This is a genomic window from Moorena sp. SIO3A2, from assembly GCF_010672265.1.
In the GTDB taxonomy this organism is placed as follows: Bacteria; Cyanobacteriota; Cyanobacteriia; order Cyanobacteriales; family Coleofasciculaceae; genus Moorena; species Moorena producens.
In genome coordinates this window covers 216,694-232,804 of the sequence record NZ_JAAHHC010000011.1, presented here as the reverse complement: position 1 = coordinate 232,804, position 16,111 = coordinate 216,694, and the positions used below count along the sequence as shown (strand labels likewise).

Genomic DNA, 16,111 nt, shown 5'->3' with positions numbered 1-16,111 from the left:
GGACATGATATTACTGAATCGTAAATACTTCTACGGTAAAACTGGTAAAGCCCGATCGATCATAGTGGCGAGTGCCTCGTTGCAATAAAGTCTGGTTAACCAGCCAATCCACTGCCACAAAAAACGCTTTTCCACTCTCTACCTGTGCCGGACAACTGATTGCAATACGGTTGGTAAAGTGTAACCTCAGGTAATCTTCAGCTAAATCGTCTAACGGTTGCCATGAGGTTACTACTGGGCCTGAAATTTGCCAGTCCGGGGTTATTGTTTGCACTGTTCCTTGCCAGTCGCTACTAATTTCATGGGCGGGAGGTAGAGCAGGCACATTCACGAAATGTCCTAGGTGTTCCGGAAAGACAGTAAAGCGTTTTAAGCTGCCACTTTCATCGTATTTGGCAATCGCAGTAGCACGACTATTTTCATATCTTAAACATATATCGGAAAAAAACGTGGAGCCGGATTTTACTGTGGTTGAACCCCAGGAAAAGCCATTGTCTAAAAACAAGCCGGTTGTGATAGGTTGCTTGTAGGGTTTAAAGGTTTTTGTCTCCGTCTTGCCATTAGCATAAGTATAGTGATTTTGGTGATGTATTTCACGACAATCTGCTGTGGGACGAAAGCTTCTAATACAGCGCCAAGATTCTATGACGTCTCCTGTGGTTGAGTATCTAGTCCAAATCCCATAGAAGTCTCCTGAATAATATCGACAGAACTTCTTCCAATTTTGGAGTTTTCGATCCATAGGTTTATTCTGTTATATATAGCAGTTTGAAATTGGTTGAGGTACAAATTTATGGTTTTTAGGGAGTAGGGAGCAGGGAGCAGGGAGCAGGCAAGAGGCAAGAGGCAAGAGGCAAGAGGCAAGAGGCAAAAGGTAAGAAGCAAGACTGAAAAAATTATGTGTACCTCATATCTATAATAAAGGCTGTATCATCACTACTTATATAGTTGTTATATAGTTTAATTTTGGCTATCAATCAAAACTGTTATTTTACTTATTTTATATTCGACTTTAACACCAAAAATCGGTAGTATAGGTTTTTATATGTTACATTATTAATGTGTTAGGTAATGTCTGTATAATTACCCTTAATCAAACTATGCCCCATCTCCCCATCTCTGATTAATTACTCTTTAAGGTTAAACCGGATAACTCACCGGATGAATTATAGTCAACTAGCAGTTGTTGTCTAATATTAGGATTAACTTGCCAATCTCCAATCACAACGAAAGACATTTCTGGTTTTAGTTTGGGGGGATAACTTAATGATATCCCATCTGGATAATAAAAGGTTTGATAGTCTGGATATTCCCAAGCTAAATGAGTTGGTGTTGGCTGAGATAGTTGAGTGACTGGGGTAAGGGTAATTGCTAATCCTTCTTCCCCATTAAGGATATCTCGATCGGGGATTAAATATGGGTTAAGTGTCCAATGATCACAGGGCTTTTGCAAATCCTCCTCTCGGACACTGACTGTTTTAGTTAATTCCCCATCTGAGTTATACATTACTAGCAGACTATGACGTAATTCTTGATATCTAAACCAGAACTCTACTGCAAATAACTCTCCTGGTTCAAATCGATTTACCGTCCAAATAGCCGAGCCTTGATCAAACATATACATAAAGGATGCTTGATCGGTTTGTTCAGCTAAACCATTGATTAAACTATTGGGAGTATTCTGGTAAACCTTCTCCTCTTCAGTTCCATTGTCATACATATATACGTTAGTTTGGTTAATGTGAGTTTGTTCAGAATCACTAATAGAGCATCGACTACCGACAAAGGATTCCATCACTTCACCTTCAGGGGAATAAATTGTCCAAGACCCATACCAATTATGTAAATGATGGGTCATAAAATTAGTCCAGTTATGCTGCTTTAACTGTTCAAATGTCTGATTCATAGCTATTGTGTAAAGTATTGTTACAAAAACAAAAGGGAACAGGGAACAGCGGATCTGGGAACAGCGGATCTGGGAGCAAAAATTATCACAATTTATTTAGGATCCCTAGATATCCGGTTTTTATACTGTTTTATTAAATTGCTTCTATAATGGTTGGTAATTTGAAGGGCTACTGGCTTAACTCTGGAGAAATTAGCGTAGGGTAAACGGTAATTATAAAAGAGTTATGGATAATTGTGGGAACCTTTACCAATTAATAATTAGCAATTCCAAATAAGCAATTACTAACTACAAATTACCAATAAATAACTGTGTTCGATCAGGTAGATAGGGATCAGGTCAAATTTTTAGAACCTATGAACTATAGCAATTCTCTATGCCATGAGGTTGAGAAGCGTACCTCATAAATCCTATAAACGCTATATGTACGATCACAGCAAGCTAAAACCCATGAGAGGGCTATAGCTTTTTTATAAATGCTCTGCATAAGTGATAGCTCCCGATAGATAGTCCTTTTTAGCACACTTTATTTCTCTGAAGGAGAAACTTGTTATGACAGCTGGGATGAATTCCGATCCCCCCAGAGGTCAAAACCTCGCCAGCACCATCGTGCTGGTAGTGGCTTGGCTTTTGGGTAATATCTGGGCACTGCAATGGCTATTTGAGTCATTTAAGTATGCATCACTGCTAAATCTGATGCTAATCGGTGTTGTGATCATGGCTTGTTTGGTACAGCTATGGCGCGATCGCTTAATTATAACTGTGTCAGCAACTCCCACCTTAAGACTCTATCCGCTGTTGCTAATGTTAGGGTCTGGGATTAGTGCGATCGCATTCAGGTGGTTGGTGTATATCCCACAACTCAATTTACTCAAGAAGCCTTGGGGTCATCGGTGGTAAGTGTGGCGGATGGCTATCAAAACATCCGGGAACGTGAGAACCCTGTGTCTAATGACCGGGGATGAAACGGACGCGACGGGGTTCACCCCGCCGTGTCCCTCTTAAGCTTTGTCTATCTCACTCCTGATCCAGCGCTCAAGAAACTCCCCCACACTACTTCCAGAGTCTTTGGCTGAAAGCTGTAACCACTTCCAGGCGGTATCGGTCAAAAAGACGCCGTGCTGCTTTTTTAGTTCATCGTAATAGACTGGTATTCCTCTCATTCGTTTTTTAGTTTTTCGATCTTCAGTACTTGACATTGTCTAGAACCCTAAAGTATACTAATAATAATCTAGCAAGACAAGGAGTTGATGTCATATATATAGGACGATTCCAGTAAAGGCGACTTTTTCAGATGAAGAGAAAGGTTTTTGGTTGTTTCAATGCCGACAAGCAAACAGCTTAATAAATTGCGCTATTTATTATGTAAAAAACAAGCATTATGATTGGTTGCGCGAACAACCTGAAGCCTACAACACTTATTGGCGTGACGACACCCTCAAGTTTGGCTGGAAGACTTATAAATGTGCGGTAAGATATCCTGAATTAGACAAAGCTCTCAAGATGAGTCCACACTATAAGGCTATGGCTGCTCAGTCAGCTCAACAGACCTTAAAGTCAGTGGGAGAGTCTTTAACTGGTTACAACCAATTAGTTAGTAAATACTACAAAGGAGAAGTTGATAGGCCAAGGCTTCCTAGGTATCGCAAAAAAGGAGGATTGGCTGCTGTTACTTTTCCTAGACAGGCTCTTACCTACAAACAAGGCTTGTTCTACCCATCGGTTAGCAAAGAATCTAAACCCGAATTAATTTGTGACGTAGTCTTAGATCCACCAGCCTTTGTTGACCCAGATTGGGTTAAAGAGGTAACCGTTCGACCATATTTAGGGCAGCTATGGATCAATTGGGTTATAGACGATGAGAAGCAACCAGTAGAAAACAACCCAAATCTTGATTATTCTCAAGCATGGAGCTTCGATCATGGTGGGGATAATTGGCTAACCGGCGTCTCAACTCATGGGAAGAGTTTAATCATTGACGGTCGAAAGCTGAAGTCAATGAACCAGGGTTATGCTCGCCTGGTCGCAAAGTATAAAACAGGAAAACCTGAGTTCTATTGGGATAGCAAGCTTGATCGGGTGCAGCGGAAACGAAATAACCAAATGCGGGATGCAGTCAACAAAACCGCTCGCTTTATTATTAACCGCTGCCTCAGCGATCGCATTGGAAATATTGTGATTGGATGGAATGAGCGGCAAAAAGATTCGATCAATATGGGTCGCAGAGGTAATCAAAACTTTGTGGCAATCCCCACGAAGAGGTTGATTCAAAGACTGAAACAAATGTGCCCTGAATATGGCATTAAGTTGACAGTAACCGAAGAGTCTTATACGAGTAAGGCGTCGTACTTAGACGAAGATCCATTACCTAAGCACGGTGAAAAACCCAGTGGATGGCAACCTTCGGGAAAAAGAGTAAGACGTGGACTCTACAAGACTGCAAAAGGATACCTAGTTAACGCAGACTGCAACGGCGCAGGAAATATTACTAGGAAAGTAGCCAAACAGTTAGGTCTCGATCTAACCAAGATGGGTAGGGGAGCTTTGACACTCCCACATCGTTATGACATTTTTAAGTATCTTAAAAAATCATACCGAATGAGCTGTGTTCGCGAAGCGTCGCCTTTGGCCGTAGGCCACGCTGCGCGAACGGCGATAGTCGCACGGGAAAACCGCTGCGACTTCACAACCTCATAGAATCCCCCGTGTTTCAACCGGGGGAGATGTCAAGACATTGTCAGTCCCTATTCATCCATGATTGTGCTGGTGAATGATGAGCAACGAAGGATGCTCAAAGAAGCAGAAGCGTCGAGCGATCGCTTTGACCGAGAGGTGGAAACTGGGGAAGAACAGTTGAATCAGCCGTCTAATCCCTTTACTGTTTCCGGTGTTCCTGAACCAGAGGTATGGATGTTGATTTTGATCAGTGCGATCGCACTTTTGATTATTAGCAAACGACAAAAAATTACCGTTGACGGTTAACGCTCAATAGTTGTCAATTATTTCATCAATTAGCAAGTGGCGTAGGGTGTGTTAGGGGCGGGATCGGCCTGATTTTATCGGTTCCCAGTGTTAAAAAACCGAGCCCCGTAACGCACCACCCCCTCTTTGCCCTTTTTACTTTTTCAGACAACACGAGCCAAAATCTCTTCTTGATGCAGTCGCTCATGGGGGAAACCCCCAAGACCGCGCTGCATCGCTCCAGCAACTCGCTCCCCTGATTCCAACGCTGATTCCATTCCAGGAGATGCGATCGCAGTATGTTCCCCAGCAAAGTGAATTCGATTCCAGGGTTTAGCCATCTTGTCCTGAAATCCGCGAATTTGTCCGGGGGCAAAGTGAGCATAAGCTCCCTGAGCATAAGGATCACTACCCCAGGAAACCACACGGGCTATCTCCACATTACTTTCAGTAGCAGGGCGAATTCGCTTCAGTTCAGCCTTGACACGACCACCAATGCGATCGCGTGCTTCCAATACCGTTACCGAAATCCCCTTTGCCTCTAATAGCAACGCGCTATATAAACCGGAAAGACCAGCACCGATCACCACTACTGAGGTGGGCTTAATCGAAGCAGATGCAGCAATCTGTTTAGATGCTCGTCCTACCACGAGGGTGGCTAGGGCAGACTGAGCCATCCGACCCAGGAATTTACGGCGATTAAGACCTCTAGTAGTCATTAGTTTGTAGTGATTATTGCATTATTTGATTATTTTAATATTTCATTTTATTGTGTACTATTACAATCCTCTCAAATAGTTTAATTTTTATGTACTTGCCATGGTAACAAGAAGACAATTTAGCAAAATTGTTGAGGAATTCTAATCAATTGAACTGAGATACTTCAATGAGTAATAGTCAGTCCACAGGATTGCCTCTTTGGGTGCAGCAAAGAGATACAGTTATCGCCAATGATGCTGGGGTTGAATGGCGAGAGGGCAAACGCCCTGATTATGCCCAAACTAATCAATTTCTTAAGAAAGGGAGTAAATTTAATCATCCAGAGGGGTCTTTGGAAGCGATCGCTCAAAACTTAGTCAGAACCTTCGAGATGGAAGCCTCCTATAAAGCTAATCCTGAACAGTGGTTGTCTATTGTTGCCGACCAGTTTCGGATGAGCACTAACGGTGGACCAAAGTACAATGCCCAGACTGTTGCTGATATCGGAACATACAACGTATTTCTTGGGGATACGGAACACTATCGCTCCACAGAAGAAACCTTTGAATCATCCATAGAAATTTTCCATAAGGCTTTTCCTAATGGCTTTCTCTGGGAACTGATGGAAGTGCTTTCCGCACCTCCTAATGTCACCTTTAAGTGGCGGCATTGGGGGACGTTTAGCGGTTCCTTTAAAGGCCATGAACCCACAGGAGAAACTATAGAAGTTTTTGGCATCAGTATTGCTCGGGTTACTGAAGACTTGAAGATTGTCTCCTTGGAGCATTTCTTCGATAACAGTTTGTTTCTCAAGCAATTAACATCAGGCTGTCCCTTCCACTCTTAAAATTTAAATAATTCGTAAGCATTCAGCTAATGCGCTACGCCCACCCTTGGCCTGTGGCCACGCTGCTTGAGGTGCGAACAGCTTTCAGCTTTCAGCTTATGGGCGTAGCGTGGGCTTTGGCCAAGGGCTTTTTCCCAGACTTTCAATTCGATAAAATCTCACCTGAGTTCGACGTAACCCTGGAAGCCTTAATCTACCGTAGTTGCTCAAAGCCTGTATCCCCCATTGTTGCCTCAAGGGTTCCCGAAGCCTAGCCTGCTTAGGGCTAATCGCTTATACTCAGATCTTGCACCAAGTTTAAAATTTACCTGTCAAGTTAGGGAACAGGGAACAGCGGATCTGGGAACAGTGATAAGATTTGACTATTTCAGTGCTGAAATTGATTGTTATCACTTCCGTTATTAAGTTTTTTTGTACTGGTGCAAGATCTCAGTTATATGGAAATCAGGTTAGGTAGATTATCCCCCATCACCCGATCACCCCATTACCTGATTACCCCATCTATTCAGGTCTGTGATTGCTGTACACTGGCAAAAAAGAAGTCTTGAAGCAGGTTTGAGGACTTCTTTTGGAGGCTGAAAGTCCCTCTCTTAGGAGGTTTTGTAAATAAAATTAACTTTTACGAAAAAAAAATAGTAGGCTTCTTGTATAATTCTCGACATAGAGGTATGTAACTATTTATAGATACCTACTTACCATCTCTCTCTGAAAATTCAGGAGTAAGTTTCATGGTTGTATTAATAGGCGGTCCAGGTAACGATACCTTGATGGGCGGGGCTGGTGATGACACCCTCAGGGGGAATGCTGGCAATGATAGCCTGGTTGGCGGGGCTGGTGATGATAGCCTGGTTGGCGGAGCTGGTAAAGATACCCTGATTGGCGGAGCTGGTAAAGATACCCTGATGGGCGGAGCTGGTGATGACACCCTCAGGGGGAATGCTGGCAATGATAGCCTGGTTGGCGGGGCTGGTGATGATAGCCTGGTTGGCGGAGCTGGTAAAGATACCCTGATTGGCGGAGCTGGTAAAGATACCCTGATGGGCGGAGCTGGTGATGACACCCTCAGGGGGAATGCTGGCAATGATAGCCTGGTTGGCGGGGCTGGTGAAGATAGCCTGGTTGGCGGAGCTGGTGATGATAGTCTGCTTGGCGGAGCTGGTAAAGATACCCTGATTGGCGGAGCTGGTAAAGATACCCTGATTGGCGGTGTAGGTAACGACTCTCTGTCTGGGGGTGTAGGTAACGACTCTCTGTCTGGGGGCTTAGGTAATGATACCATCGTAGGTGTAAATCCCAGCAGTAACAATCCAGGTGTTAATGAAATTGATACCTTAACCGGAGGAGCTGGTGCTGATACATTTGCGATTGGAAATAGCAATAATCCTTACTATGTCGGGGGGGGAGGACCTGCGGGTCTCAATGACTACGCTCTAATTACAGATTTCCAATCTGGTACGGATAAAATTCAACTCAAGCAAGGCATCAACTATACCTTTGGTTCCAACTTTATCGCTCTCGATTCTGGTTCGGGCTTTGATGTTATTGCTATAGTTTCTCCTGGCTATGACCAAGGGGATCTGATATTTGTATAACGACTAGTACACCGTCTCGGAAATAACTGACTAGTTAAAATCTCCTTGATCTGGCCCGTTTCCCCCTTTTCTTCCTCTCCGTTAAACTGAGATCTCGAACCATTGTGATTAATCGTTTGGTGGGCAGTGCTTACTTTGGCTATGGCCAGCTTGGTGAATCTTTCTGGTGCACTGCCCACCCTACATCAACCTGAGTACTCGAACCATTGTGATTAATCGTTTGGTGGGCAGTGCTTACTTTGGCTATGGCCAGCTTGGTGAATCTTTCTGGTGCACTGCCCACCCTACATCAACCTAAATGGGACAGTGATTAATCCTAGGGTGGGCAGTGCCTAGGAACGGGCAAAGCCCAGCTTGGTGAATCTGTCTGGTGCACTGCCCACCCTACATGAACCTAAATGGGACAGGGGATGTGGGTGAATGGGTACGCTAAATCCCCAATTGTCTGATTCACTTGTCTGATTCAGACGCTACCCCAAGTTATGACTTTTGTCAATAACTTGGGGTAATTTTTGTTTCTAAAATAGAATTTATCAATTCGGTGAGATACTTGCGTATAGGCGGTTTCGACGTCTAATTAGTACATATGTACATAGTAAGTTAACTTCTAGAGAAAAAAAAATAGTAGGCTTCTTGCATAATTACCCAAACATAGGTGGATAGCTCTTATAGATACCTATTACAACCTAGACAAAATTCAGGAGCAACTTTCATGAATACATTAATCGGCGGTCCAGGTAATGACTTTCTAGCAGGAGACAACAATGACGATAACCTGATCGGGGGTGCTGGCAATGATACCTTACTAGGTTTGGGTGGCAATGACCTTCTTGATGGGGGTGATGGCAATGACATCCTGGCAGGGGCTGCTGGGGAAGATTTACTTGATGGCAGAGCTGGTAATGATTTATTAAGCGGTGGTGATGGTATTGATCTTCTAGATGGTGGTGAAGGCAATGATACCCTGATTGGCGATCGCGGTGATGACAATATCAATGGCGGAGATGGTGATGACCGAATGATTTGGAATGACGGTGATGGCAGCGATATCATGGAAGGGGGTGCTGGCTTTGATGTAGTAGAAGTGAATGGCGCAGATGGTGCCGGAGATAACTTTGCCCTCAACCCCAATGGCCCCAGGGTACGCTTTGAGCGGTTGAATCTCGGTCTGTTCAACCTGAATGTCAATGATGTAGAACAGTTTGAGATCAATGGTCTTGGGGGTGATGACACCTTAACTGTTAATGACTTGTCCGGTACTGATGTACAGCTGGTAGTCTTTAACGGCGGTGATGGTAATGACCTTCTCGATGGAACCAATGCTGTGTTACCTTTGCTTGGTATTGGAGGTAATGGCAATGACACCCTGATTGGCGGGGCTGGCGATGACAACCTCAGGGGTGATGCTGGCAATGATAGCCTGGTTGGCGGAGCTGGTGATGATAACCTAATTGGAGATGCTGGCGATGACACTCTGATTGGAGGTGATGGCGATGACAATCTGGTTGGTGGAGATGGTAATGATGTCCTAATCAGTGGCAACGGTATTACTACCTTTACTTTTGACAGTGGAGTAGCTTTCAATTCAAGCGATTTGGGTCTCGATAGCATTACTAACTTTATCGGAGGTCAAGACAAAATTAGTCTGGAACAGGACACCTTCACTGCGCTCACTGGTACCTCCAGTGGGGGCTTAGATAGCAGTGAATGGGCGGTTGTATCTGATAATAGCCAGGTAGAAAGTAGTGGTGCTTTGATTGTCTACAACAGCGAAACCGGCGGTCTATTCTACAACCAGAATGGCAGTGCAGGTGGTCTGGGAAGCGGAGCTCAGTTTGCTACAATCGACACCAGCACCTCGGTAGATTTCACAGACTTTGAGGTATTTTAAGTTAATTAAAAGTTAACTTATCTAGCATTTATCAATTCGGTGAGGTACATTTTGGATTTTAGGGACTGAGGCCGTGGGCCACGCGGGGCGCTTTCGGAGCAGGGACTTCGGAGCAGGGAGTAGGGAGTAGGGAACAAATCCTGTGTACCTCACTGGTGATGAGAATTGCTATAGTCGTTTTTTGTTGAAGGTTGACAGTCAACCTTCAACCTTCAACCTTCAACCTTCAACCTTCAACCTAACCTAGACCGAACCCCTACGGCAAACAACCTTCATGCTGATTAATCACCGTCCTAAGTACAGGAATTATGGTAAAAAATGTTCGATTACTGTGGGAAATTTTTTCTATTAGTGAACGCCTTTCCAAGGACTGTAAAACTGAAATAAGTTGTGAATTATAGTCTAAGGTAATACTATGGCGCAATTGTTTAATATAAATGGGAGTAGGATTTCTAGCTAGATAGGCAATCACCTTCTTCTCTGACTCATCTAACCGATTCAATTGCTCGATTAACATTGCTCTCATTGGCTCAGGAACAATCATTTCCTCCCAACTTAAAAATTCCGATACACTACCAAAAAAAAAGTCTTTAATCGTTGTCACAGCCAGCTTTAACCCTAAGGGATTGCCTCGATAACGTTTAATGAGTTCCGTGTCTTGCTCTTGTTCAGACAAACCATTAGCTGCTAATAGTTTCCGAGCATCTTCTGTTGGTAAACCGTTTAGGGTTAATGAACGAGTGGAATAGTTTTTTTTCTCAAGTAACTCCATTTGTAGCGGTGGTTCCCAACTGATTAGGAGCAAACAACTTTGGTGTCTTTCTTGTGCTACTCGTCTAAAAAGTTGACCATAATCCTCATATCCGGCTTGATACTGTCCAACTAAAGTGCCACGGCTTAAAATCTGTTCAGCATCATCGAGTACTACCAGACAGCGATGCTCTCGTAAACACTCTAGAAAGTGAGACATGAGCAGGTTGATGTCTTCTGGTAACTCCGATGACTGGTGGTGAGACAGGAATGGAATCAGTTGTGCCAGCAGTTGCTTCAGGGGTTGGGCAGAGGATAGCGATCGCCAAATAATATAATCAAACTCCTCCTGAATCTCTCGTGCTAGCTTGACAGCTAACGATGTTTTGCCAACGCCTACTATCCCAAGTATTGCTACCAATTGGCTTCCCTTGAGACTAATCCATTGCTTAAGGGTGTTCAGTTCCCTAGTGCGTCCATAGAATGCAGAAATCTGTGGTGCTTCACCCCAATCTTGGGACTGCTGGGGAGTTTTGTATCCAGCGGCTTCCAGCCATATAGAGATATCTCTCCAACTTTTTAGGGTGTTCGATTTCCGATTAGTTAAGCTTTCTACATACCGATACAAACCTTTAGTGAGTTGAACGCTAAGTGAGCCACAACTCCAATGGAGAGCAGCAGCAATTTTTTTAGGAGGATAGCCGCACAGCAAACCTCTTAAGCATGCTTTTTCCACTGGGGTCAATTTGATTTCCCTATTTGTAGCAATGTTTTTTTTATGAGCTAGTTCTGTATACAACTTTTCTAAATTCCACAGCTTGGCTGCTTTGATAAACAGTTCATCTTCAAATCGATTGGTGTTAGATTTCATAGTAGGGAATCCTAATCAAGCTCACGAAATAGCTACCTATCAACTAATAAATTAACTAATCAATAAGGTAGCTATTGGGAGCGTTTACTAGATATATTTGCAAAACGTAGATGTCCCCGATGCTGATAACTATACTGTTTGAAAAAATCAGTTTTTGTTACATCTCTACGTAAGCAAATTACCCTGATTACTGTCCCTAAATTGGGTGCATCTCATATTTGTAAAAAAGTTGGGTAGGGTGCGTGATAAGACGGGCTCGCCCTCATTTTATCGGTAGCCAGTGTTGGGAAAGTCCGTCCCGTAACGCACCACTAGATCAAACAGCAAAAATGAGATGCACCCCCTAAATTTGTAAGGCTAAATTGTTTTTTTTAAGCTAAGTTAATCTTACCATTTTATACATAGGTAATTATCAGGTCAATTGGGATAATTTAGGTTGAATTTAATTTAATTCCTAAACTAAACACCCCCGATAACCGATTGACTGATAACTCTAGTTTACTTTATTTGAGAAAATTTGACAGTACCCGTTATGGGTACCATAGCAGTTCTCAATTGGGTGAGGTACCTAGCCCTTGGGGTTTTAGGGAGTCGGGAGTCGGGAGCGGTGCGACCCGTGGCGAATTTAATTCGCCTACGGAAAGCGCACCGAGGGAGTCGGGAGTCGGGGTAAGAAAATTAAATCTACCTCATCAGTAGGATTAACGCTATATATTTGTAAGCATTCAGCTATCAGCTAATGCGCTACGCGCACGCTACGCGAACAGCTCTCAGCTTTGAGCTTTGAGCTTTTAAATAAAACAAGTAAGCATTCGTTTAATCTTTGTTACGTCAGCTGTTCGCGTAGCGTGGGCTTTTAGCCCACGGCTGACGGCTGACGGCTGAATGCTTACATATATTTTTTTTGGGTAGAGCTGGTGCTGCTAAGTAACAAGTCACAATAAACAATTATTAATTGTTTATTAATAATTAATTAATAACTATAGCGATTCTCATATTAATTAGCTACACACACCTATTTTTTACGTGTTCCTTTTCCTGTTCCCAGATCCGCTGTTCCTAGATCCGCTGTTCCCCTTGCTATTGTGTACTTCACCTATTTGATCAAGGCTATACTCCTTGACCTAATCCTAAAACCTAATCAAGTCCTAATCACCATTAGGTATTTTATAGCTGCTGCGATCGCTAAGGTAGATTCATACCAAAAAAAAGAGTAAATTAACCATGGCTACGTTAGTAAATGAAACTCAGAAATTATCCAACTTAATTCCGGAATCAGAACTAAATTTAATCAAGTCACTGCCAAAATCTATTCAGGATCAGGTAGTTCCTAGCCCCGATTTATCTAAGTCTGCTGGTACACCGATTCAGTTAAATTTGACCCAGATACAACAGTTAGTTCCCAATGAGTCAGGCGTACAAAGCTTATCCTCGAAATCTATAATCTCAGGGCCTTTTAACTTTATTATTGGTACTCCCAATCCTGACTTTTTAGTGGGTACTAACAACAACGATTTAATCCTAGGACGTGGCGGAAATGACGTCATTTTAGCACTAGGTGGCAATGACCTTGTGTTTGGTGAAGGGGGAAATGACATTGTTATCGCTGGCTCAGGTAACGATTTTGTATCTGGCGGCTCAGGTAACGACTTTGTGTTTGGCAGTTCTGGTAATGATATCTTGGATGGTGGCTCTGGTAATGACTCCCTATTCGGGGGAACTGGCAAAAACCATTTCATTGGCAGTAGTGGTAATGATGTCCTGGATGGAGAGGAAGGCAATGATACCGTCGATTACACTGGTCTGGGTCGAGCCATTACTCTTTTACCCACGGGAATCGTTAACAAAAGTGGTCTTGGTCAGGATACACTGATCCGAGTGGAGACGATTATTGGGGATGCCGGTCAAGCTAATACGATTGATGCCTCTTCTGCTGGTACTGGTGCGTCTGTGAACGTAAATCTGCAACAGAACAGTTTACAGATTAATGTTGTTAATGGTCCCGTTCTTAATCGCACTGTCCAAAACTTTGTGAATGTCAAAGGTGCTGGTCGCAACGATACCATTATTGGTGATAACAACAGTAATCAACTTACTGGTGGTGCCGGAAGTGACAATATTACTGGTGGCGGTGGTAATGATACCATCGTAGGTGTTGATCCCAACAGTAAACAGCCAGGTATTAATGAAATTGATATCTTAACCGGAGGAGCTGGTGCTGATAAATTTGTGATGGGAGATAGCAAGAATCCTTACTATGTCGGTGGTGGAGGATTTTTGGGTCTGAATGATTACGCTCTACTTAAGGATTTCCAATCCGGTACGGATAAAATTCAACTCAAGTCAGGGCTCAACTATACCTTTGCATCAAACTTTATCGCTGTCAATCAAGGCTTCTCTTCTTCTGATAAAAGTCTTGCTTCAGTGGAACAGATTGCTAATGATATTGCTGGAGGTAAGAGTTTAGGTGTTGAATCTCAGCTGACCATAGGGGATAGTAGTTTGGACTCTGTTGAGAAGATCGCGCCTAATTTCGGCTTTGACATTATTGCGATTGTGTCTGGTGGCTATAACCAAGGGGATTTGACCTTTGTATAACGATTAGTTTGGTGGGCAGTGCCTACCAATGCGATCGCTAGCTTGGTGAATCGGTATGGTTCACTGCGGACCCGACATCAACTGTGATTAATCGTTTGGTGGGCAGTGCTTAGCAATGCGATCGCTAGCTTGGTGAATCGGTCTGGTTCACTGCGGACCCGACATCAACTGTGATTAATCGTTTGGTGGGCAGTGCTTAGCAATGCGATCGCTGGCTTGGTGAATCGGTCTGGTTCACTGCGGACCCGACATCAACTGTGATTAATCGTTTGGTGGGCAGTGCTTAGCAATGCGATCGCTGGCTTGGTGAATCGGTCTGGTTCACTGCCCACCCTACATCTACATCAACTGTGATTAATCGTTTGGTGGGCAGTGCTTAGCAATGCGATCGCTGGCTTGGTGAATCGGTTTGGTTCACTGCCCACCCGACATCAACTGTGATTAATCCGTTGGTGGGCAGTGCTTAGCATTGCGCTATGGCTTGGTGAATCGGTCTGGTTCACTGCCCACCCTACATCTACATCAATTGTGATTAATCCGTTGGTGGGCAGTGCCTAGCAATGGGCTTTGGCTTGGTGAATCGGTCTGGTTCACTGCCCACCCGACATCAACTGTGATTAATCGTTTGGTGGGCAGTGCCTAGCAATGGGCTTGGGCTTGGTGAATTGGTCTGGTTCACTGCCCACCCTACAGACTGATTTAATTACCCCAAGTTATGACTTTTGTCAATAACTTGGGGTAATTTTTATTTCTCAAATAAAATTTTTAAATTTGCTGAAATCCTTGCTTATACGCTGTTTCGCCGTTTTTGTAGTACATAAGTACCATAAAATTCCCTTCTAGAAAAAAAAATATTACGCTTTTTGCATAATTATCCAAATCCAGGTGGATAGCTTTTATAGATACCTAATTAAAATCTTGAAAAAAACAGGAGTAAATTTACCATGGCTACGTTCATAGATACAATTGAGAACTTACCATCCGGCCTAATTCCAGAATCCGAACTAGAGTCAATCAACTCACTGCCACAATCTATCCTGAATCAGGAAGTTCCTAGCCCCATTTTACCTCCTAACAATCCTACTCTGACTCAGTTAAGTGTTAATCAAATACAACAGTTAGTTTCCGATGATTCAGACTTACAGACTTTATCATCGACAACTAAAATCTCAGGGCCTTTTCAGTTGATTTTTGGTACTCCCAATCCTGACTTTTTATTGGGTACTAGCAACAACGATTTAATCCTGGGACTTGAGGGAGATGACATCATTATAGGACTTGAGGGCAATGACCTTCTCTTTGGTCAAGAGGGAAATGACATTCTTATCGGCGGCTCAGGTAACGATTTTCTGTTTGGGGGCTCAGGTAATGATGTTCTCTCTGGCGACTCAGGTCACGATTGTCTGTTTGGGGGCTCAGGTGAAGACACTCTGTTTGGGGGCTCAGGTAACGACTCTCTGTTTGGGGGCTTAGGTAACGACTCCCTGTCTGGGGGCTTAGATAATGACACTCTTCTGGGTGGCTCAGGTAATGACTCCCTGTCTGGGGACTCAGGTAACGACTCTCTTCGAGGTGGCTTAGGTAATGACTCTCTGTTTGGTGGCTCTGGTAATGATACCATCGTAGGTGTCGATCCCACCAGTAGCAATCCAGGTGTTAATGAAATTGATATCTTAACCGGAGGAGCTGGTGCTGATACATTTGTGCTTGGAGATAGCAGCAATGCTTACTATGTTGGGCAAGGATGGTTTGGTTTCAATGATTACGCTGTAATTACGGATTTCGAATCTGGTACGGATACAATTCAACTCCATGGAGCAATCGGCGACTATATCTTTGGGGCTAACTTTATCTCTATGAATACTCCTTCCCTGGAGGTTATTGCTATAGTTACTGATACCTATACAACAGCCGATCTGATCTTTGTATAACGACTAGTACACGGTGGGGGAAACAACTGACTAGTTAAAATCTCCTTGATTTGATTAGTTTCCTG

General features: G+C 43.4%; 14 protein-coding genes. 9 read left to right on the top strand and 5 right to left on the bottom strand.

All coding sequences use genetic code 11. The features are described from left to right. Positions 1-10: 10 nt before the first annotated feature. Complete coding sequence (locus tag F6K64_RS14880; RefSeq protein ID WP_008181574.1) at positions 11-742, bottom strand: DUF3598 family protein; 732 nt, start codon at positions 740-742, stop codon at positions 11-13. Positions 743-1,123: 381 nt separating this feature from the next. Further along, positions 1,124-1,906, bottom strand: coding sequence for a DUF3598 family protein (locus tag F6K64_RS14875; protein WP_008181571.1), 783 nt, complete (start codon positions 1,904-1,906; stop codon positions 1,124-1,126). 552 nt (positions 1,907-2,458) lie between these two features. Between F6K64_RS14875 and F6K64_RS14870 the strand changes: the two genes are divergently transcribed. Then, positions 2,459-2,806 (top strand): hypothetical protein, encoded by a 348-nt coding sequence (locus F6K64_RS14870; protein WP_008181569.1) that lies wholly within the window; start codon positions 2,459-2,461, stop codon positions 2,804-2,806. Between the two features lie 101 nt (positions 2,807-2,907). On the opposite strand, the gene F6K64_RS14865 is transcribed toward F6K64_RS14870, so the two are convergent. Next, positions 2,908-3,105 carry a hypothetical protein gene (locus F6K64_RS14865; protein ID WP_008181567.1) on the bottom strand — a complete coding sequence of 66 codons (198 nt, stop codon included), beginning with the start codon at positions 3,103-3,105 and terminating at the stop codon, positions 2,908-2,910. 58 nt (positions 3,106-3,163) lie between these two features. On the opposite strand from F6K64_RS14865, the gene F6K64_RS14860 reads away from it, so the two are divergent. Then, positions 3,164-4,603, top strand: a complete 1,440-nt coding sequence (locus F6K64_RS14860) for an RNA-guided endonuclease InsQ/TnpB family protein (protein ID WP_229414406.1) — start codon at positions 3,164-3,166, stop codon at positions 4,601-4,603. A gap of 57 nt (positions 4,604-4,660) precedes the next feature. After that, positions 4,661-4,888 (top strand): PEP-CTERM sorting domain-containing protein, encoded by a 228-nt coding sequence (locus tag F6K64_RS14855; RefSeq protein WP_008181562.1) that lies wholly within the window; start codon positions 4,661-4,663, stop codon positions 4,886-4,888. A gap of 143 nt (positions 4,889-5,031) precedes the next feature. On the opposite strand, the gene F6K64_RS14850 is transcribed toward F6K64_RS14855, so the two are convergent. Continuing rightward, positions 5,032-5,586, bottom strand: coding sequence for an FAD-dependent oxidoreductase (locus F6K64_RS14850; RefSeq protein WP_044492507.1), 555 nt, complete (start codon positions 5,584-5,586; stop codon positions 5,032-5,034). Positions 5,587-5,753: 167 nt separating this feature from the next. Here F6K64_RS14850 and F6K64_RS14845 point away from each other — a divergent pair, with 167 nt between their 5' ends. The 4 genes from F6K64_RS14845 to F6K64_RS14830 all read left to right on the top strand — a co-directional run bounded on the left by F6K64_RS14845 (position 5,754) and on the right by F6K64_RS14830 (position 9,896). Next, positions 5,754-6,413 (top strand): ester cyclase, encoded by a 660-nt coding sequence (locus F6K64_RS14845; RefSeq protein ID WP_008181559.1) that lies wholly within the window; start codon positions 5,754-5,756, stop codon positions 6,411-6,413. A gap of 29 nt (positions 6,414-6,442) precedes the next feature. Further along, positions 6,443-6,667, top strand: a complete 225-nt coding sequence (locus F6K64_RS14840) for a hypothetical protein (protein ID WP_008181557.1) — start codon at positions 6,443-6,445, stop codon at positions 6,665-6,667. A gap of 474 nt (positions 6,668-7,141) precedes the next feature. Continuing rightward, positions 7,142-8,005, top strand: a complete 864-nt coding sequence (locus F6K64_RS14835; protein WP_287265702.1) for a calcium-binding protein — start codon at positions 7,142-7,144, stop codon at positions 8,003-8,005. A 712-nt stretch (positions 8,006-8,717) separates the two neighbouring features. Continuing rightward, a complete protein-coding gene (locus F6K64_RS14830) occupies positions 8,718-9,896 on the top strand; it encodes a calcium-binding protein (protein WP_287263338.1) in 1,179 nt (392 codons plus the stop codon). A 256-nt stretch (positions 9,897-10,152) separates the two neighbouring features. On the opposite strand, the gene F6K64_RS14825 is transcribed toward F6K64_RS14830, so the two are convergent. Beyond that, positions 10,153-11,517, bottom strand: a complete 1,365-nt coding sequence (locus F6K64_RS14825; protein ID WP_071103112.1) for an NB-ARC domain-containing protein — start codon at positions 11,515-11,517, stop codon at positions 10,153-10,155. A gap of 1,224 nt (positions 11,518-12,741) precedes the next feature. Between F6K64_RS14825 and F6K64_RS14820 the strand changes: the two genes are divergently transcribed. Then, complete coding sequence (locus F6K64_RS14820) at positions 12,742-14,115, top strand: calcium-binding protein (RefSeq protein ID WP_071103113.1); 1,374 nt, start codon at positions 12,742-12,744, stop codon at positions 14,113-14,115. 944 nt (positions 14,116-15,059) lie between these two features. Continuing rightward, positions 15,060-16,046, top strand: a complete 987-nt coding sequence (locus F6K64_RS14815; RefSeq protein WP_287263335.1) for a calcium-binding protein — start codon at positions 15,060-15,062, stop codon at positions 16,044-16,046. Positions 16,047-16,111 lie beyond the last annotated feature (65 nt).

Bases quoted from the DNA above. Each gene is read 5' to 3' on its own strand.
- F6K64_RS14865 (WP_008181567.1), bottom strand. From the start codon at position 3,105: ATGTCAAGTACTGAAGATCGAAAAACTAAAAAACGAATGAGAGGAATA.
- F6K64_RS14835 (WP_287265702.1), top strand. From the start codon at position 7,142: ATGGTTGTATTAATAGGCGGTCCAGGTAACGATACCTTGATGGGCGGG.
- F6K64_RS14880 (WP_008181574.1), bottom strand. From the start codon at position 742: ATGGATCGAAAACTCCAAAATTGGAAGAAGTTCTGTCGATATTATTCA.
- F6K64_RS14870 (WP_008181569.1), top strand. From the start codon at position 2,459: ATGACAGCTGGGATGAATTCCGATCCCCCCAGAGGTCAAAACCTCGCC.
- F6K64_RS14825 (WP_071103112.1), bottom strand. From the start codon at position 11,517: ATGAAATCTAACACCAATCGATTTGAAGATGAACTGTTTATCAAAGCA.
- F6K64_RS14840 (WP_008181557.1), top strand. From the start codon at position 6,443: ATGCGCTACGCCCACCCTTGGCCTGTGGCCACGCTGCTTGAGGTGCGA.
- F6K64_RS14815 (WP_287263335.1), top strand. From the start codon at position 15,060: ATGGCTACGTTCATAGATACAATTGAGAACTTACCATCCGGCCTAATT.
- F6K64_RS14820 (WP_071103113.1), top strand. From the start codon at position 12,742: ATGGCTACGTTAGTAAATGAAACTCAGAAATTATCCAACTTAATTCCG.
- F6K64_RS14875 (WP_008181571.1), bottom strand. From the start codon at position 1,906: ATGAATCAGACATTTGAACAGTTAAAGCAGCATAACTGGACTAATTTT.
- F6K64_RS14850 (WP_044492507.1), bottom strand. From the start codon at position 5,586: ATGACTACTAGAGGTCTTAATCGCCGTAAATTCCTGGGTCGGATGGCT.
- F6K64_RS14830 (WP_287263338.1), top strand. From the start codon at position 8,718: ATGAATACATTAATCGGCGGTCCAGGTAATGACTTTCTAGCAGGAGAC.
- F6K64_RS14845 (WP_008181559.1), top strand. From the start codon at position 5,754: ATGAGTAATAGTCAGTCCACAGGATTGCCTCTTTGGGTGCAGCAAAGA.
- F6K64_RS14855 (WP_008181562.1), top strand. From the start codon at position 4,661: ATGATTGTGCTGGTGAATGATGAGCAACGAAGGATGCTCAAAGAAGCA.